Below are 19,126 nucleotides of genomic sequence, written 5' to 3' on the forward strand. Positions count from 1 at the left end.
TGAAATCTGCGACTGCAAACTTTAAAAATATTTTTGAAGCAGGAAGAAGGAATGAAATATTTTCTTTTTTCTTGCTTCTTTTTTTTTAGATGCTAAGATTCTGAGGTTCTAAGTTTTTCAGTCTATGTCTGCATTTTTGTTGTAAACTGTAAACTGTGACCGAGACTGAAAACTATTTTTTAATCTGTGGCAAAAGAAAAATAAGTAATAGCTTTGCATAGCGAAGCAAGTGCAGAAGTCTATTTTCTATATTCTAGCTTCTTTTCTCTTAAAAAAATGGATCAGGACAAAAAACAACTCATAAAATTAGCCCACACCAAAATGCCATTCGGTAAGTACGAAGGAAAATATTTAATTGATTTACCTGAATATTACGTGGTTTGGTATCATAATAAAGGTTTTCCAAAAGGAGAGCTTGGCCAGCAGTTGCAATTGATTTATGAATTGAAATTGAATGGCTTGGAAGAGTTGATTCGAAATATCAAAAAACAATATCCAAAGCCTTAAAAAAAGTATTTTTAAATTGTTAAGGTTATGGATTATTAATTGCGAATTTTTAGCTAAAATCATAAAATTCTTTCGTTTTATAAAGTCAAAACTTAAAACCTTCATTTAAATTAAAAGAACTCTAAAATTTAAAAAATTATCTCATTCTGGAATTGATAAATTGTCTAATTAAATTTGTACTTTTGCCAAGTTTTTTACACAACTACTTACAAACAACAACAGAATGAATCAAACAAAATATATTTTTGTTACAGGAGGTGTGACCTCTTCATTAGGAAAAGGGATTATCGCGGCATCTTTGGCAAAATTGTTACAAGGAAGAGGATACCGTACAACTATTCAGAAATTTGATCCATACATTAACGTTGACCCGGGAACTTTGAATCCTTATGAGCACGGAGAATGTTATGTGACAGATGATGGAGCTGAAACTGACTTAGACTTAGGACACTACGAGCGTTTCTTGAATGTTCCTACTTCTCAGGCTAATAATGTTACTACAGGAAGAGTTTATCTTTCGGTTATTGAAAAAGAAAGAAGAGGAGAATTTTTAGGAAAAACAGTTCAGGTTGTTCCTCATATCACAAACGAAATTAAAGACAGAATGCAATTGCTGGGAAAATCTGGCGATTATGATATTGTAATTACTGAAATTGGTGGAACTGTAGGTGATATCGAATCTTTACCTTATATAGAATCTGTTCGTCAGTTAGTTTGGGAGTTGGGAGAAAATAACGGAATCGTTATTCATTTAACTTTAGTTCCTTATTTGGCTGCTGCTGGTGAGTTGAAAACAAAACCAACACAGCACTCTGTTAAAACTTTAATGGAAAGTGGTATTAAAGCAGATATTTTGGTTTGTAGAACGGAGCATGAATTGTCTCAGGAATTACGCCAGAAATTAGCTTTATTCTGTAATGTTAAAAAAGAAGCGGTTATTCAGTCAATCGATGCTTCTACTATATATGAAGTGCCAAATTTAATGCTTGAAGAAGGATTAGATGTTGTGGCTTTAAAGAAATTGGATTTACCTAAAAAAGCATCTCCAGATCTTAAAAACTGGAATACTTTCTTGAAAAGATTAAAAAGTCCAAAACAAACTGTAAACATTGGTTTGGTTGGAAAATATGTAGAAATGCAGGATTGTTACAAATCTATTTTAGAGGCGTTCATTCATGCAGGAGCTGCAAATGAAACTAAAGTAAACGTTATTTCAATTCATTCAGAGCATATTAATGCAGAGAATGTGGAAGAGAAATTAGGAACTCTTGACGGAGTTTTAGTTGCTCCTGGTTTTGGTGAGAGAGGTATTGAAGGAAAAATTGAAGCAGTTCGTTTTGTACGTGAAAACAATATTCCTTTCTTCGGAATTTGTTTAGGAATGCAGATGTCTGTTATCGAATATTCCAGAAATATTTTAGGTTATAAAGAAGCGAATTCTACAGAGATGAACGATAAAACGCCTCATCCTGTTGTGAATTTAATGGAAGAGCAGAAAAACGTAACCGATAAAGGTGGAACAATGCGTTTGGGTGCATGGAAATGTGATATTAAACCAGATACTTTAGCCTATAAAATTTACGGAGAAAAAACTATTTCGGAGCGTCACCGTCACCGTTATGAGTATAATAATAAATATGCAGATGAACTGCAAAAAGCTGGTTTAAAAGCTTCTGGTGTTAACCCTGATACAGGTTTGGTGGAAATCGTAGAATTAGAAAACCACCCATTCTTTATTGGTGTTCAATACCATCCGGAGTACAAAAGTACGGTTGCCAATCCGCATCCGATTTTTGTAAACTTTGTGGCAGCTGCAGTAAATGCGCATAAAAAATAATAATTCATTCTAAGAGGTGTAACTTTTAAATTAAACTAATTACTAATATCCTCAAACGAATAACTTTTTTTAAAAATAATGGAAGAAAAAAAATTAGACCTCAATTCGATCATTGGTTTTGTATTGATATTCGGAATCTTGATTTGGATTTTTTATCAAAATCAACCTTCTGAGAAAGAAATTGCTGCTGAAAAAGCCAAGAAAGAATTAGTTGCTAAACAAGAAGCACAAGCAAAAGCTGAAAAGGCTAAAACTGCATCTTTACCTGCTGTAGCTGTAACTCCCGGAGATACATTGCAGCTGGCTCAATTGCAAAAAACTTTAGGAGGATTTGCTTATTCTGCAACGCTTCCTTCTGCAAAAGAAACTTTTACTACAATCGAAAACGAAAAGCTTAAACTTAAAATCGCTAATAAAGGTGGTTATATTGTTGAAGCTACTCTAAAAGAATTTGAAAAGTTTAAAAAAGGTTCCGGACAGTTAGTTGAGTTAATTAAAAACAACAACTCTAACTTAAATTTACAGCTTCTTACTACAGACAACAGAACATTAAATTCTAAAGATTTGTATTTTGAACCAACATTAGAAAAAATTGGTTCAGACCAGGTTTTATCTATGCGTTTGAAAGCTGGCGCAAATGAGTTTTTAGAGTACAAATATATTTTGAGACCAAATGATTATTTAGTTGGTTTTGATATTCGTTCTCAAGGTTTGAACAGAGTTTTAAATTCGGCTAAGCCAGTTGATTTGCAATGGGATTTAAAAACATACAGAAACGAGAAAAGTGTTTCTTATGAGAATCGTTTTGCTCAGGTCGATTATAAATATGAAGAGTCAAAATATAATAATGTAAGTCAGCACGGACAAGGGAAAGAAGAAACGCCTGCTAAAGTTAGTTATGTGGCTTTTAAACAGCATTTCTTTGCTACGATTTTGTCTACAGAAAAATCGTTTGAGACTTCAAAATTACAGTCTGATGATTTAGTTAAAGATGAAAAAATCGATACTGTTTTTACAAAACAGTTTAGAGCAAATTTACCTTTGGCGTTTACAAATGGAGAGATCGATTACAAAATGAATTTGTACATGGGTCCTGTAGATTATAAAACATTAAAAGCTTACGATAAAAATTTTGATAAAATCATTCCGTTAGGATGGGGAATTTTTGGATGGATTAACAAATTTATCTTTATTCCATTATTCGGTTTCTTAAGCTCAACTATTGGATTGTCTTTAGGAATTGCGATTATTATTTTTACGATAATTATCAAATTGGCCATGTCGCCAATTACATATAAATCATTCTTGTCTCAGGCTAAAATGAAAGTTTTAAGACCTGATATTGCAGAGTTGGGAGAAAAATTCAAAAAAGACCCAATGAAGAAACAACAGGAAACCATGAAGTTGTACAACAAAGCAGGGGTTAACCCAATGGCAGGATGTATTCCAGCATTGATTCAGCTTCCGTTTATGTATGCTTCATTCCAGTTTTTCCCTGCAGCGTTTGAATTAAGACAAAAAAGTTTCCTTTGGGCAGACGATTTATCTTCTTTTGACTCAGTTGTGAAATTGCCATTTAATATTCCATTGTACGGAGATCATATCAGTTTGTTTCCAATTTTGGCGGCAATCGCGATTTTCTTCTACATGAAAATGACTTCAGGAGATCAGCAAATGGCAGCTCCTCAACAGGAAGGTATGCCGGATATGGCTAAAATGATGAAAATCATGATTTATGTTTCGCCATTAATGATGTTGATTTTCTTCAATAGTTATGGTGCTGGTTTGAGTTTGTATAACTTTATTTCGAACTTAATTACAATCGGAATTATGTTTGTTATTAAAAATTACATCGTTGACAGCGAGAAAATTCATGCTCAGATTCAGGAAAACAAACTGAGAGAACCTAAGAAACCAGGTAAGTTTCAACAACGTCTTCAGGAAGTAATGGAACAACAGGAAGCTGCAAAAGCTCAAAATAAAAAGAAATAATTCTAAATAAAAAAATCTCGATTTATCGGGATTTTTTTTTGCCAGTATAATTTATAATTCAGATTTTCGTTAAGCTTAAAAAATATATTATGATCTCAAAAAAAATCATTCTTGGATTACTATTCTTAAATGCATTGGTTTTGAATGCACAAACAGATATTAATAAAGTTGATGCTGCCGGAAAAAAAGATGGGCTTTGGAAAGGTACTTATACCGAATCTAAGCGCCCACGTTATGAAGGAACTTTTAATCACGGAAAAGAAACGGGGCTTTTTAAGTTTTTTGATGATACTAAAAAAGGAGATGTAATCGCAACAAGAGATTTTAGTGCTAATGATGGGAGTTCGTATACTATTTTTTATGACCAAAATAAAAACATAGTTAGTGAAGGAAAAGAAATAGGAAAATCCCGTGAAGGAGAATGGAAATATTACCATAAAGCTTCAAAGGTTTTAATGACTTCTGAAAATTATAAAAACGGAAAGCTGGAAGGCTTGAAAACTATTTATTATCCCAATGCAAAAGTGGCAGAAGAGATGATGTACAAGAATGGTTTAAAAGAAGGAGCTTATAAAAAGATAGGACAAGACGGAACGCTTTTGGAAGAATCTACTTTTAAAAATAATGAATACAACGGTGAGGCTGTTTTTTATGAATCAGATGCTTCGGTGGCATCTAAGGGGAAGTTTGTAAACGGCAAAAAAGCAGGAATCTGGCAGTTTTATCAAAAAGGGAAATTGGTAAAAGAAGTAAATATGAGTGATCCTAAAAATACGAATAAAGCTTCTGAAAAAGGATCTGCGCCTAAAAAACAATAAGAGATACAGTTCTGATTTTCATTGCTTAAAAAGCAAAAAGATAAAGAATAAAATGTTTACATTTGAGCAACCAATTTATTCTGACCTATGGATTTAAACGAACTTTTAGGACGATTTCTACTTTTGTTTTTTTCGATTTTGGTTTTGTATTTTTTCTCCAACAGAAAAGATAACGCCACCATTAATCCATTGATGGTTATTGTGGGACTTTGTACTTTTTCGCTTTGTTATCTTTTTACGAAAATCGAAATCGGAGTTGGAATTGGTTTTGGATTATTTGCTATTTTTTCGATACTTCGTTTTAGAACACAATCATTTACTGTAAATGCGATAATCTTTCTTTTTGCTACGATTACGCTTTCAATTTTGGATATCATGTATCCATTTGAAAAGATTGAATTACTACTGTTTTTTCAAATAATCATTATTGGTTTTTATATTTTGGCATCGATTATTGTCAACAAAAAAGCTTCAAAATATCTGAATTCAGTCGATGTGAAAATTCCGCTTGACGATAATTTTTCTTTAAATCAGGAATTCATTCGAAAAACAATTCAGCAGAAAATTAAAATTGATGAATTTGATTTTAGAATTGTCTTAATTAATACATCGGCAAACGAAATAGATTTATTGGTTTTCTATTAATCATTAAAGGGGCGAACTTGTTTGATATATAAATCTCTTTTTTCTCCGACAATTTTAAATTCAATATCAACAGGATGAAATTGGTTTTTACGCCAGTAACGATACATTTTTTCTTCGATTTTTCTACTGACGTTAAAAATGTTGCTCATTTCTTTTCTGCTCAATAAAGGTTCATTATTATTCAAATTAGAATTTGAAGTGTAATCAATATCAAAATCAGTATCATTTTTTCCGTCGTTAAAATGATAAGCCACAAACTGCTCACAAATTTCACCTTTTTCCGGTTTTACGACAGAGTTTTCTCCTTTCTGAACATTAACTGTAATTCCCGGAAAGTTTTCTCTAAAAAGATTTTTAGTAATAATAACGCCATTAGCCAATTCATCAGGAAAAGAACGATGTACTAAAACGCCCATTGCAATATTCTGCTGATCAATTCCGAAAAGTTCTCTTTCGTTATAGGAAGCTTCGTTCCAAACACTTGCCCAAACTTGTTTGATTGCTTTTTCAAAAGTTTTAATGGAATCTCCAAAGATTCCTGTTTTAGAATCGTATAATCCGGCTCCGTTAAAGTCATCCAAATCTTCAGCATTGGTTGAAGATCGGAATCTAAAGTTTTTAAATTTAGCTTCTTTAAAAGCCAAATTCAATTTTGAAATTAATTCAGGATTAACAGGTTCTTTTTTAATGGCTTCCCTGATTTTTTTTAGTTGATTATTAATCCAAATTGTAGAATCTTTTTTCGGAAAAGCTAAAAGTTCAGCTATTAAAGGGGAAATTGATTTTTTCTGAATATGTTGGGTATAAAAATAAAACGGAATGGCATGAGCATTTTCCGGAACTTTAAATGGAATTTCTTTTGATATGGCAATTAAGTATGCCATATTCTGCGCTTTAGAACCAATATAATTCACACCTCTTTTTGGGATTTGAGACAAATTAACCAATTCAGTTATAGTGTTGTCAATGATTAGTTTTTTCTTTTTTCCGATCGTTTTAGTTGTGATTTTTTTGGTTGTCTCTTTAATGTAAAAAGTATCGACGGCAATTTTTAGTTCTACTTTTTTAGAAAGTAATCTCTTGATATTGTTGTCTTTTTCAATATCGGTATAAGCCATAATCGGAATCTTTCTGTTTTTTCCTAAAAGAACCAAATGACTTAAAGGTGTCTGAAGTTCATTAACAATAATACCTCTTACATTCGGAAGAATATCCGGCGTTCCGTTTAAAATAATGATTTCATCGGGATTCGGTTTTGTAGTTTCTAATTCTTTGAGATTGTATTTTTTAAGGATTCCGATATTAGTACCCCGAACGACTTCCTGATATTTGATTTCGCCAAAAATATAATCTGATTTGACACATGGAATTTTGAATTTCTGTTGTTGAAGCCATTCCATCATCTCAGGATTATTCAGATAAAATTTTAATTTTCCGCCAATAAAAGTGGAATTTTTTACGAGGTTAAAGAAACGTTCAATAAGTGTAATAGGCATGTGATCTGAAGCAGCAAGTTCAAAAATCCATTTATCTGTTCCTTTGATGTGATTTAAATTTCCGAGAAGAAAATCCCTGTCTTTTTCTGTATTGCTGTAATTTCGATTATTGAAAATTTCTAAATCAGGAGTGTAGCCTAAATAATTAACGGCAAAATCATAGTGCAGTAAAATTAAACTACTGTTGAAATAATACATTTTTTGTTTTCGAAGGTCATAAATCACTTTTACCGATTCGATATTCGAGAATTTATCAGACAGAGGTTTACCTTTAAATGCTTTGTAAGCCTCATAATCAGCTAAAGAAGAGACAAATCGTTGTGCATTTAATGTTGTCAGGATAAACAAGAAAAATAAGCTGTAAATGTATTTTTTCATGTCTTTTAAATTAATGATTAAATGTAATTAAAAAAGTAATAAGTTTTATCTACTGCAGGATTGCTTAAACTAATGAAAACCATGGTGAAATTTTCTATTATTTGGTGTACCTTTGCAACCTTAAAAAATTAAACATTTCAAAATGAAACGAGTAGTTGTTGGACTTTCCGGTGGAGTAGATTCTAGTGTTGCGGCTTATTTATTGCAGCAACAAGGATACGAAGTTATTGGCCTTTTTATGAAGAACTGGCATGATGATTCGGTTACTATTTCTAACGAATGTCCGTGGCTGGAAGACAGTAACGATGCTTTGCTTGTTGCTGAAAAACTGGGTATACCGTTTCAAACTGTTGATTTGAGTGAAGAATACAAAGAAAAAATCGTTGATTATATGTTCAACGAATACGAAAAAGGAAGAACTCCAAATCCTGACGTGCTTTGTAACCGCGAAATCAAATTTGATGTGTTTATGAAAATCGCTTTAAGTCTTGGGGCAGATTATGTGGCAACAGGACATTACTGCCAAAAAAGCGAAATCGAAGTGGACGGAAAAACGGTTTATCAATTGATTGCCGGAAATGATGTAAACAAAGATCAATCATATTTTTTGTGCCAATTGTCTCAGGAACAATTATCAAAAGCGTTATTTCCTATTGGAGCTTTAACGAAACCTGAAGTACGCGAAATTGCTGCTGAAATGGAATTAGTTACTGCAGAAAAGAAAGATTCTCAAGGTTTATGTTTTATTGGAAAAGTTCGACTTCCTGAATTTTTACAACAAAAATTACAACCTAAAGAGGGTAAAATTATTCAGGTCGATAAAAACGATCCGATTTATAGTGTTGAAAAAACAAGTGAGCTTTCTTTAGAAGAAGGATTAAAATTAGAATCTCAAAAATTAGGATATCTTCCAACTATGGGAAAAGTAGTTGGAAAACACCAGGGCGCACATTATTTTACAGTTGGACAAAGAAAAGGTCTGAATGTAGGAGGAACTACAGATCCTTTATTTGTAATTGCGACAGATGTTGAAACTAATACTATTTATACCGGTTTATCAAGCCAGCATCCAGGATTGTTCAAAAAAGCACTTTTTGTTGGAGAATCTGAAGTACATTGGATTAGAGAAGATTTGACATTGAAAGCGGGTGAAAAAATGGAAGTAATGGCAAGAATTCGTTATCGTCAGCCTTTACAGAAAGCTGTTTTACATCAATTTGAAGGCGGAATGTATGTAGAGTTTGAAGAACCTCAGTCGGCTATTACAGAAGGACAATTTGTAGCCTGGTATTTAGGAAATGAATTAGTTGGTTCGGGAGTAATTTCTTAGCTTTATACTTTATTTGGAAGAGATTCCATAAAAGTATGCTATGAGATATAACTTTACTTTTCTTTTAATACTTCTTTCATTTACGGTATTTGGGCAAGAAGAAGCATGGGTTTACTTTAATGCTAAACCTAATGCGCAATTGTTCTTCAATAATCCGTTGACAGAACTTTCTCAGAAAGCTTTAGATCGAAGAACAAACCAAAATATTGCTTTGGATATTACCGATGCTCCTTTGGAAACCTCATACGTTGACCAGATTAAAGCGAGTACCGGAATAACAGTTATGGCTCAGTCTAAATGGCTTAACGCACTTCATATTCGTGGTACGCAGGCAAATATTAATGCTTTGAAAGCTTTAGCTTTTGTGCAGAAAGTAGAATTTGCAGATAGAACTTTAAATACAACTACAAGAAAAAGATTTTCTGAAACTTCAACGGATCAAACTAAAGATAAATTAGAGACGGCAGTGAATTATGCTTATGGCAATTCTGCCAATCAAATTCAAATGCTGAATGGTCAGGTTTTACATCAACAGAATTATACGGGAGAAGGGAAAATTATCGCAGTTTTGGATGATGGTTTTTCAGGCGTAAATACAGTTCAGCCGTTCGAAAATCTTAGAAACAATAATAAAATTTTAGGAGGTTACGATTATACTACACGAAATGCTAATTTTTATGCAGGAGGCAATCACGGAACTTCTGTCCTTTCGACAATGGGTGGCTATAAAGAAAATGCTTTGATAGGAACAGCTCCAAATGCTTCTTATTACCTTTTTATTACAGAAATTGATGGTCAGGAAAATCCATTGGAAGAATCCCTTTGGGTCGAAGCAGCAGAGAAAGCAGATGCTTTGGGTGTTGATATCATCACAACTTCACTAGGATATTTTCTTTATCGTGATGAAGTTAGGTATAATCATACTTATAGCGATATGAACGGCATTACTACTTTTATCTCGCGTGGAGCAGAAACAGCATTTAGCAAAGGAATTTTAGTTTTGGCGTCAGCTGGAAACGAAGGTACCAAGGTAGAAAAACATATTGGAGCTCCTGCAGATGCTGTTTCGGTGTTAGCAATTGGTTCTGTCACAGCTTCTAAAGTGCAATCCGGATTTAGTTCAATTGGTCCAAGTTATGATGGTAGAATAAAACCGGATATTATGGCGCAAGGGACACTAGTTGTAGTTTCTGATGCGAATGGGAATATTGGTACAGCAAACGGAACTTCTTTTTCGTGTCCAATCATGGCAGGAATGGCTGCTTGTTTATGGCAGGCTTTTCCGTCGAAAACAAATAAAGAAATCAGGCAAATGATTCTGGCTTCTGCTGACAGATATTCAAATCCGGATAATAATTACGGTTATGGAATCCCTAATTTTGGAACTACTTTAAGTGTCGATGATTTTATAGCAGAAGCTGCTTTTTCGGTCTATCCTAATCCGGTAAAAAATACAGTTACTTTTTCTTTTTTAAATGAAACTAATACTGCTTCTGTGACAATTTATTCGGTCTTAGGTCAGAAATTAATAGAAGAAAAAATAAATAATTCGAATCCCGTTCTTTCTTTGCAGACCTTACAAAGCGGTCTTTACTTTTATAGTTTTGATGCCGATAATCTGCATAAAACAGGAAAGATACTAAAACAATAATTTTTTTAATGAATAAAATCACCCAACTTTTTAATATAAAATATCCAATAATTCAGGGCGGAATGATTTGGAACAGCGGTTATAAATTAGCTTCAGCAGTAAGTAATGCAGGAGGTTTAGGGCTCATTGGTGCAGGTTCGATGTATCCAGAAGTTTTAAGAGAACATATTCAGAAATGCAAAAAAGCAACCGATAAACCTTTTGGAGTTAATATTCCAATGTTATATCCTAACATTGAAGAAATTATGGATATCGTAGTGGAAGAAGAGGTGAAAATCGTTTTTACTTCGGCCGGAAATCCTAAAACATGGACTTCATTCTTAAAAGAAAAAGGGATAACTGTTGTGCATGTAGTAAGTAGTAGTGTTTTTGCTTTAAAAGCACAAGAAGCAGGTGTTGATGCTGTTGTAGCAGAAGGTTTTGAAGCAGGTGGACATAACGGACGCGAAGAAACCACCACGCTGACTTTAATTCCGATGGTGAAAGAAAAAATTAAAATTCCTTTAATAGCTGCAGGAGGAATCGCTACAGGAAGAGGTATGTTAGCTGTAATGGTTCTGGGTGCTGATGGTGTACAGGTTGGAAGTCGTTTTGCAGCTTCTTTAGAGTCTTCTGCACACAATAATTTTAAAGAAACGATAGTTAATACTCAGGAAGGGGGCACTCAATTGACATTGAAAGAATTAGCTCCTGTTCGATTGGTAAAAAATAAATTTTATAATGATGTTAAGGCTTTATATGAAAAATGTCCCTCAAAAGAAGATTTAGTTCAGCTTTTAGGAAGGGCCAGAGCCAAAAAAGGAATGTTTGAAGGAGATCTGGAAGAAGGAGAATTGGAAATTGGACAAATTGCCGGACTTATTCATGAAATTTTACCAGTAGAACAAATTGTTCAAGAAATGATGTCTGATTTTAAAGCTGCGTGCGAAGAAAAGGCTACATTTGAGTTTTAATTATCTGCAAGAAATATTTTATGAATTCCCTACGCGCTTATATTGTATTATTTTTTTTAGTTTTTGGATTGCAACAAGTTCAGAGTCAGTCATATCATTTTAAAACTTCCGGATTTAGTGTCTTGCAAAAAAATGAAAGAGGGAAATGGGGCGAATGGTCCAATCTTGATTTAGTCAATCTTTCGGTAGTTTTAGATACTAATAAACATAGAATCGTGGTATATTCTCAGGAAATTCAACTTTTCAATATTCTGGATTATATTGAGCGTGAAGAAAATGATACCGATATTGTGTATTCTTTTATGTGTAAAGATAATGACGGAAAAGAATGTAAGCTTTCAATTATTACGCGTAAAAAACAAGACTTCAGAAAACAGCTTTATATCAACTATGATGATCATATTATCGTTTATAATATAATTACTGTTTAAAAAAACAAAAACCTATTATTGGTTTTTGTTTTTTTTATCTTAAAGACTATAAAGAATCTATGTCTTTAATAAATTCATCATATTCTAAATAGAACATTTCAAGTGCATGCATGTTTTCATTAAAGAAATCAAAAATAGCATCCCAATTGTTTCGATTGCTAAAACCTACTCCGGTTTTTTCAACCCAAATTCGGCTGATGGTTTTACCACTTTCCAGTGTATAGTTTTTTTCGAAAACCAAATCTTTAATAAATTCCTCTTCAAGAATACTTTTTAGCGCTTCCAGTTTTTCAAAATAAGCATTACGTTTTTCGTCGCTTCGGTGTTCAATATCAATTAAAACCTGTGCTTTTTTATTGTCAACAAAAAACTTAAAAGAAAAGTCTTTGATTTTGGTATCATAAAGAACCCATTTTCTTGGATACTTTTCGGCAAAAGCTACCCAAAATTCTCTTTTAATTCTTTGTGATTCTTCTCTGCTGTACATTTTTTAAGGCTTTAATTTTAGAAAACTTGCGGTACTGCGTTTTCTGGAGTATATTTATGTTTTATTTGAAAGTACAAAAATAAGCTTTGATTATGAATTTTCAAGATTTTTTGAAATATGTTCTTCATATAATTCCAATTGAACTGCCAGCGGTAGAATCGCATTTAAAAATGGCTCCAAAAGAGCGTATAGAGGGATTAAAAAATCTTGATGTAAATGCATTAAATCCAAGAATGGCAGGAGTAATGATGTTGTTTTATCCAAAACAGGAAAAAACACATCTGATTTTGATTGTGCGAAATACATACGAAGGAGTGCATTCTGCACAAATTGCCTTTCCGGGAGGGAAGTTTGAGAAAGACGATTTTAATTTTGAAAATACAGCTCTTAGAGAAACTCATGAAGAAATAGGAATTGAAAGGGAGAAAATAGAGGTTATTAAGAACTTTTCTCCTATGTATATCCCGCCGAGTAATTTTTTGGTACATCCTTTTTTAGGAATTGCAAGAGAAGAACTCTCTTTTTATCCTGATATTAGAGAAGTTGCAGGAATTATAGAACTACCTTTATCAGTTTTCCTGAATGACGAAATTATTATAGAAGCCAGATTATCGACTTCTTATGGAGCTAATATTTTAGTTCCCGCATTTAATATTCAAAATCATGTAGTCTGGGGAGCAACAGCAATGATTTTGAGCGAATTGAGAGATGTCTTAAAAAAGACATTTGAAAAAGAGAACTAGAAATGTTTATTTAACAATTTGATATTCATTTGGATAACTTTAAATCCGGGAAAATGTTTAAAACTATTGCTAAAAGAATAATTTTTGTATGTTTGCTACCTAACAAAAAATAAGATACAATTAGTTATGGGATTGTTTAAACGAAATCCTTTTGGGCATATATTATTCATCAAGAAATGGTTAATCCGAATCTTGGGTGCTATGACGCATAGAAGATATAGAGGTTTTAACGAATTGCAGATTGAAGGATCTGAAATTATAAAAACTCTCCCGGACTCTAATGTCTTATTTATATCGAACCATCAGACTTATTTTGCCGATGTTGTGGCGATGTTTCATGTCTTTAACGCAAGTTTAAGCGGACGTCAGGATACCATTAAGAATATTGGGTACTTGTGGCAGCCTAAAATGAATATTTATTATGTTGCTGCAAAGGAAACGATGCAGGCAGGTTTATTGCCACGAATTTTGGCTTATGTTGGAGCTATTACAGTAGAACGTACCTGGCGTGCAAAAGGCGTTGATGTTACTGAAAAACGTGAAGTAAATCCAAATGACACTGAAAACATTAGGATTGCTCTTGAAGATGGCTGGGTAATTACTTTTCCACAAGGAACTACAAAATCATTTAAACCTGTTCGTAAAGGGACGGCTCATATTATCAAACAGCATAAACCAATTGTAATTCCGATTGTAATTGATGGTTTCCGAAGATCATTTGATAAAAAAGGATTACGCCTTAAAAAGAAAAATATCCTTCAGTCTTTTATCATAAAAGAGCCACTTAAGATCGATTACGAAAATGATACAATTGATGAAATTGTTGAGAAAGTAGAATACGCAATCGAACAGCATCCGTCATTTTTAAAAGTTATTCCTGCCGAAGAACTAAAAGTACAGGAGGAACTTAACAAATTGAGACAATGGGATTATTAGGAATTTTAGATTTCTGAGTTTAGATTTGTTTTAAAATTGTCAGGCTGAGCGAAGTCGAAACCTCGCTTGCAAGCAGGTATAATCAAGCTAAAAAAACTTAGAATCTTAGCAACTTAGAATCTTAGCATCTTAGAAGTCTATCTTCTTCAATTCTTTATAATTCGCATATAATCTTCTTAAAAGTGTTCCGTAAATTACTCTGTAAAAACACCAGAACAATCCGAAGAAACCTAAAATGACTAAGAACAGAATGCCCATTGTAACAAACATTGCTTTTCCGTTCATTGCTAATTTGTCTCTAAGAAATTCCATATCCGGATTGTAAACAAAGGCAATAAAGAAGCTTAAAATTGCTGTTACTACAATCATTCCTAAATTGTACCAAACATAATACTGAACCGTTTTTCTGGTCTTTAAAATAGCGCTCATTAAAGATTTTGTGGCTATTGTGGTTGAAATAGTTTTGTAATTTTTATAGAAAATATAAACAAATATTAAAACTACAACATAATTAAAGTAGGTTAGGAACTCTAAAGCCTTTACAATTTCAGGATGGTTTATTTTTCTTAAAACATCATCGGTATTAATAAATATGTTCGAAAAAGTCCAAAACGAAATTTCCAAAATACTGATAATTAAAATCCATTTTACAATAGAAGATGATTTTCTATGAATCATCTTGTAGATTTCATTTTCAGAAATTTGTTGAAAAGAACCTGCGTTCTTTTGCCAGTCTTTTTTTAATAAATCCAGTTCTTTCATAATAATTTTTAAGGATTTAGTATTTTTTTAAGTTTCCCTTTAATTCTGTTCATTTTCACGCGCGCATTCACTTCGCTGATTCCCAGGGTTTCAGCTATTTCTTGATAATCTTTGTCTTCTAAATACATAAAAACTAATGCTTTTTCGATGTCATTAAGTTGGTAAACGGCTTTGTACATCAATTTTATCTGTTCTTCTTCTTCGTAATTATAATCCACATCTTTTACAAAATGCTGATGGTTTTCGTAATCTACGGTAGAAATAGTTCTTTTGGTTTTGCGGTATAGTGTAATCGCGGTATTTAAAGCAACGCGATAAGTCCAGGTCGAAAATTTACTGTCTCCTCTAAATTTTGGATAAGCTTTCCAAAGCTGGATAGTAATTTCCTGAAATAAATCTTTATGAGCGTCTTCTCCAGCAGTATATAATCTACAAATCTTGTGGATTATATTCTGATTTGCCTGCAATTGCGCAACAAATGACTGTTCTAGATTTTCGCTCATAAAAGTATTAGTAGTTATGAAATCATTTTTGTTACAGTTAAATCAAAGTTTTCTTGTTTTATAATAATTAATCATTAAATCTAAAAACTTACTGTAGCTTTCCATTCCGTCTTTTTGATTGTTTGATTTTAAAAATTTGTCATAAAGAAAATAAAAACCATCATCTAGAAAACTATCATACTTTTTACTAAAATCCTGACTTTCTTTGAAGTTTTTTAAAATTCCTGTATGAATTGATTTCTTTAAATGATTAAAAACTTTCTCGTTTTTAAACTTCCAGATTCGTAGACAATAATGTAAAGTAAAACTATAGCCAGCATATTTGTAATAAAGATTGTCATTTTTTAATGAAGCCAGAACACTAATAAAATTACATTCATTTTCGCTGGCAAAACCGATTTGATGAGCCATTTCGTGTGCTGTGGTTTGCGGAAAATTGTACATTGGAAGCAAATCATTAATTTGAGCTTCGTTTGTAAACGGATTTAAATAACCTCCAAATCCCATGTAAGATAATGGAGTGCTAAATAATGATTTTTTTACGCTTAATGTCTCGTATTTAAAATAAGGATATTCTTTTGCTAGATTATCATAACCATTCAAAATCATATCGAATGAAACTGCCTGAGAGTAAGGGAAAATAATTTTTGCAGTATCATTTTTAGTGATAGCAAATTGGATTTCGTTGGTTTTGGCGATTAATCTTTTTGTAAAAGCATAAAAATCAGCATCAGAATACTCTCTTTTGATTTCCATTTTATCAGAAAGTGGTTTTCGGTAATAATTGAAAGCCCAAAGAAGATGAAAGAAAAAATAAAAGACAGATATCTTACTTAAGATTTTTAGAATATGATCTTTCCATTCTGTTTTCCATGTTTTTCTAATCTGCCAAAACCATCCAATTATAGATAAAATTAGAAGTGCATAAATACAATCGCCAAGAGAAAAAGGAATTTTGCCCAAAGCTACTCTTGAGAAGTGGGAAATTCTAATAAAGATGTTATTGCTGTAAAAACCTTCAACGTAATCCGGGAAGTATCTAAGGATTCTTAAAAAGATAATTTGAACTAAAAGAAATAGAGGGAGAATGTATTTTGATTTCACTGTATAAATTTTATTTGCGTAAATATAATTACAATTTTGACTGATTAAAAAATGTTTGCAACGAATTGCACGAATTTTCAGTAATTGTAAATTTAATCCGTTATAGAGCCATTATAATTTGTGCTAATTCGTATAATTCGTGGCAAAAAAAGCAATTAAACTTTGTAACTTTGAGGCTCTTAATTGTTAAACATCAAACAAAATATAATGAGTCAGGAAATAAGAAATCTGGAACCAAAAGCACTTTGGAATAAATTTGCAGATTTAAATGAAGTTCCGCGTCCGTCTAAAAAAGAAGAACGTGTAATCGAGTTTATGAAAAACTTTGGAAACAGTTTAGGTCTGGAAACTTTCGAAGATGAAATCAGAAATGTAATTATAAGAAAACCGGCGACTCCGGGAATGGAAAACCGTAAGCCTATCGTAATGCAAGGGCATTTGGATATGGTGCATCAAAAAAATGCAGATACTGTTTTTGATTTCGATACACAGGGAATTGACATGTATGTAGACGGTGACTGGGTTCGTGCCCGCGGGACAACGCTTGGTGCAGATAATGGGTTAGGAGTGGCTACTATTATGGCGATTTTAGAAAGCACAGCTATTCCGCATCCGGCGATTGAAGCTTTGTTTACAATTGATGAAGAAACTGGAATGACAGGAGCTTTAAATCTTAAAGGAGGAATTCTTCAAGGTCAGATTTTATTGAATTTAGATACTGAAGAAGACGATGAAATTGATATTGGATGTGCAGGAGGAATAGATGTAACAGCTACAAGAACATATCATGAGGAAGAAGTTCCGGAAGGTTCTGTTGGATATACAATCACAGTCAAAGGCTTAAACGGAGGACATTCAGGAATGGATATTCATAAAGGTTTAGGAAACGCCAACAAAATTATGAACCGTTTATTGTTTGATGGATTTGAAAACTTTGGTTTACAGGTTGTTGAAATAAACGGAGGAAGTCTTCGAAATGCAATTCCGAGAGAAAGCGTTGCCAAAGTAATCATTTCTCAAATGTTTGACGAAGCTTATGTGTATGATATGCAGGAAATTATTTCTGATATCAAAGCAGAATATAAAACAACTGAACCAAACCTGACTATTGAAATCGTAAAAGGTGATTTACCTGAAAAAGTAATGGATCTTGGTGTTCAGGAAGGGATCATCAGAGCAATTTATGCAGCTCAAAATGGAGTGTATAAAATGAGCGCTGATATGGCTGATTTGGTTGAAACTTCAAATAATATTGCTCGCGTTGTTGTTAAAGACGGAGAAATTTTAGTGGGATGTTTAACGCGTTCTTCTGTTGAATCTTCAAAATTTGATTTAGCAAATTCATTACGTTCTGCATTTGAATTGGTTGGATGCGAAGTAGAGCTTTCAGGTTCTTATCCGGGATGGACACCAAATGTAAATTCTGAAATTTTAGAAGTTTTAAAAGAGATTTACGAAAAACAAAATGGGGAGCAGCCTAAAGTTGTAGCTTGTCACGCTGGTTTAGAATGTGGAATTTTAGGAACAAATTATCCGGATATGGATATGATTTCTTTTGGACCAACTATTCACGGTGCACATTCTCCAGATGAAAGAGCAAGTATTTCTTCGGCTCAGAAATACTGGAAATTTGTATTGGAGATTTTAGAGAATATTCCAGTAAAATAATTCTAAGTTTTATATATAAAAAAATCCCCAATTTTTAAATTGGGGATTTTTAGTTTATTGTATTTTTTAATTTCTTTTAAGAACTTTATATTGCTCATAACAAGCACTAATGGCATCCATGATTTGAAGATCGTTTGCTGTTTGGATGAAAGAATCAGAATAATTACAGCGGTGCATAATTTCGGGAATTTCATCTTTACTGATGCCTAATAATACCGCAACTGTTTCACGATCGTATTTCGATTCTAAAAGCGTTCTTACAGTATCATCCTTTTTCATTTCCTTCAGCTTCTTCAGCTCTTTACCATTTTTTCCAAAGAAATTATAGAGCATATCGGCGGGGTTAAAGATGGATCCTAAAACCTTACCAAAAGCATTTGGAGCATATTCTCCAGCTTCATAACCTTGAGTAAGACCAGAAATACTGTAACGATAATTTTCTTTTGTTGGAATTAATTTAGAGTCGATTTCAAGATATCCTGTTAAGGTAAAAGGAGCAATGATAACTTCTTCTAAGGCAATTGCTTTTTCGGTAAGCTGAATTCGGGTTACTTTGTTTTTGATCCAGTCATTTGTAACTCTGATTCTTAGGGATTGAAAACCAAGAATAGAAAAATGCAGTGTATCATTAACCTGAACGTCAATTTCAAAATACCCTTTTTCGTCAGATTTTGCACCGCGAACTTTATTGGTATTGATAACGTTTACACCTACAAGAGGCTGTTTGCTGTTGTCGTTGATAATGTAACCTGAAACTCTTTGAGGAACTGTTGGCTGCGTATCTTGCGCAAAACCAATATTGGCCATAAGAATAAAAAAGAAAACTGCGAAATATTTCATATCCTGATTTAAAGCTCTAAAAGTAGTAAATAGGGATTAAATATC

At 32.8% G+C, this 19,126-nt stretch carries 18 protein-coding genes; 12 read left to right on the plus strand and 6 right to left on the minus strand.

All coding sequences use genetic code 11. The annotated features are described in order from the left end of the window. The first annotated feature begins 276 nt into the window (after positions 1-276). The 5 genes from ACFS3A_RS02350 to ACFS3A_RS02370 all read left to right on the plus strand — a co-directional run bounded on the left by ACFS3A_RS02350 (position 277) and on the right by ACFS3A_RS02370 (position 5,799). Positions 277-507 carry a DUF3820 family protein gene (locus ACFS3A_RS02350; protein WP_008462478.1) on the plus strand — a complete coding sequence of 77 codons (231 nt, stop codon included), beginning with the start codon at positions 277-279 and terminating at the stop codon, positions 505-507. Between the two features lie 223 nt (positions 508-730). After that, complete coding sequence (locus ACFS3A_RS02355) at positions 731-2,344, plus strand: CTP synthase (RefSeq protein ID WP_109192574.1); 1,614 nt, start codon at positions 731-733, stop codon at positions 2,342-2,344. Positions 2,345-2,422: 78 nt separating this feature from the next. After that, positions 2,423-4,336: a membrane protein insertase YidC gene (gene yidC / locus ACFS3A_RS02360; RefSeq protein WP_379823724.1), complete on the plus strand. Its 1,914-nt coding sequence runs from the start codon at positions 2,423-2,425 to the stop codon at positions 4,334-4,336. A gap of 89 nt (positions 4,337-4,425) precedes the next feature. After that, positions 4,426-5,154, plus strand: coding sequence for a toxin-antitoxin system YwqK family antitoxin (locus ACFS3A_RS02365; protein WP_379823725.1), 729 nt, complete (start codon positions 4,426-4,428; stop codon positions 5,152-5,154). An 87-nt stretch (positions 5,155-5,241) separates the two neighbouring features. Then, a complete protein-coding gene (locus ACFS3A_RS02370; RefSeq protein WP_379823726.1) occupies positions 5,242-5,799 on the plus strand; it encodes a DUF4956 domain-containing protein in 558 nt (185 codons plus the stop codon). On the opposite strand, the gene ACFS3A_RS02375 is transcribed toward ACFS3A_RS02370, so the two are convergent. After that, positions 5,796-7,673 (minus strand): PEP/pyruvate-binding domain-containing protein, encoded by a 1,878-nt coding sequence (locus ACFS3A_RS02375; protein ID WP_379823727.1) that lies wholly within the window; start codon positions 7,671-7,673, stop codon positions 5,796-5,798. The two genes, ACFS3A_RS02370 and ACFS3A_RS02375, sit on opposite strands and share 4 nt — an antisense overlap. Before the next feature lie 142 nt (positions 7,674-7,815). On the opposite strand from ACFS3A_RS02375, the gene mnmA reads away from it, so the two are divergent. The 4 genes from mnmA to ACFS3A_RS02395 are packed head-to-tail and all read left to right on the plus strand — an operon-like array spanning position 7,816 to position 12,038. Further along, complete coding sequence (gene mnmA / locus ACFS3A_RS02380; protein ID WP_379823728.1) at positions 7,816-9,003, plus strand: tRNA 2-thiouridine(34) synthase MnmA; 1,188 nt, start codon at positions 7,816-7,818, stop codon at positions 9,001-9,003. 40 nt (positions 9,004-9,043) lie between these two features. Then, positions 9,044-10,654: a S8 family serine peptidase gene (locus tag ACFS3A_RS02385; protein ID WP_379823730.1), complete on the plus strand. Its 1,611-nt coding sequence runs from the start codon at positions 9,044-9,046 to the stop codon at positions 10,652-10,654. 8 nt (positions 10,655-10,662) lie between these two features. Further along, positions 10,663-11,607 carry an NAD(P)H-dependent flavin oxidoreductase gene (locus tag ACFS3A_RS02390; RefSeq protein WP_379823731.1) on the plus strand — a complete coding sequence of 315 codons (945 nt, stop codon included), beginning with the start codon at positions 10,663-10,665 and terminating at the stop codon, positions 11,605-11,607. A gap of 20 nt (positions 11,608-11,627) precedes the next feature. After that, positions 11,628-12,038, plus strand: coding sequence for a hypothetical protein (locus tag ACFS3A_RS02395; RefSeq protein ID WP_379823732.1), 411 nt, complete (start codon positions 11,628-11,630; stop codon positions 12,036-12,038). Positions 12,039-12,084: 46 nt separating this feature from the next. Here ACFS3A_RS02395 and ACFS3A_RS02400 read toward each other — a convergent pair whose 3' ends face one another. Then, positions 12,085-12,525, minus strand: a complete 441-nt coding sequence (locus ACFS3A_RS02400; protein ID WP_379823733.1) for a DUF4268 domain-containing protein — start codon at positions 12,523-12,525, stop codon at positions 12,085-12,087. 92 nt (positions 12,526-12,617) lie between these two features. Here ACFS3A_RS02400 and ACFS3A_RS02405 point away from each other — a divergent pair, with 92 nt between their 5' ends. Beyond that, on the plus strand, positions 12,618-13,268 hold the full coding sequence (locus ACFS3A_RS02405; protein WP_379823734.1) for an NUDIX hydrolase: 651 nt from the start codon (positions 12,618-12,620) through the stop codon (positions 13,266-13,268). A 126-nt stretch (positions 13,269-13,394) separates the two neighbouring features. Continuing rightward, a complete protein-coding gene (locus ACFS3A_RS02410) occupies positions 13,395-14,204 on the plus strand; it encodes a lysophospholipid acyltransferase family protein (RefSeq protein ID WP_379823735.1) in 810 nt (269 codons plus the stop codon). 129 nt (positions 14,205-14,333) lie between these two features. On the opposite strand, the gene ACFS3A_RS02415 is transcribed toward ACFS3A_RS02410, so the two are convergent. Genes ACFS3A_RS02415 through ACFS3A_RS02425 form a run of 3 tightly spaced genes read right to left on the minus strand, consistent with a single transcriptional unit; the run spans position 14,334 to position 16,573 of the window. Further along, complete coding sequence (locus ACFS3A_RS02415) at positions 14,334-14,966, minus strand: hypothetical protein (protein WP_379823737.1); 633 nt, start codon at positions 14,964-14,966, stop codon at positions 14,334-14,336. An 8-nt stretch (positions 14,967-14,974) separates the two neighbouring features. Then, positions 14,975-15,469 (minus strand): RNA polymerase sigma factor, encoded by a 495-nt coding sequence (locus ACFS3A_RS02420; RefSeq protein WP_008462500.1) that lies wholly within the window; start codon positions 15,467-15,469, stop codon positions 14,975-14,977. A 42-nt stretch (positions 15,470-15,511) separates the two neighbouring features. Then, the gene (locus ACFS3A_RS02425) at positions 15,512-16,573 is read right to left on the minus strand and encodes a DUF3810 domain-containing protein (RefSeq protein ID WP_379823738.1); all 1,062 of its coding nucleotides are present in this window, start codon (positions 16,571-16,573) and stop codon (positions 15,512-15,514) included. 207 nt (positions 16,574-16,780) lie between these two features. Here ACFS3A_RS02425 and ACFS3A_RS02430 point away from each other — a divergent pair, with 207 nt between their 5' ends. Further along, positions 16,781-18,241, plus strand: a complete 1,461-nt coding sequence (locus ACFS3A_RS02430) for an aminoacyl-histidine dipeptidase (protein WP_379823739.1) — start codon at positions 16,781-16,783, stop codon at positions 18,239-18,241. A gap of 66 nt (positions 18,242-18,307) precedes the next feature. Here the strand turns inward: ACFS3A_RS02430 and ACFS3A_RS02435 are convergent, their stop codons facing one another. After that, a complete protein-coding gene (locus tag ACFS3A_RS02435) occupies positions 18,308-19,081 on the minus strand; it encodes a carboxypeptidase-like regulatory domain-containing protein (RefSeq protein WP_109192590.1) in 774 nt (257 codons plus the stop codon). Positions 19,082-19,126: the final 45 nt, after the last annotated feature.

The sequence above is a fragment of the Flavobacterium notoginsengisoli genome (genome assembly GCF_042686225.1).
GTDB lineage: Bacteria > Bacteroidota > Bacteroidia > Flavobacteriales > Flavobacteriaceae > Flavobacterium > Flavobacterium notoginsengisoli.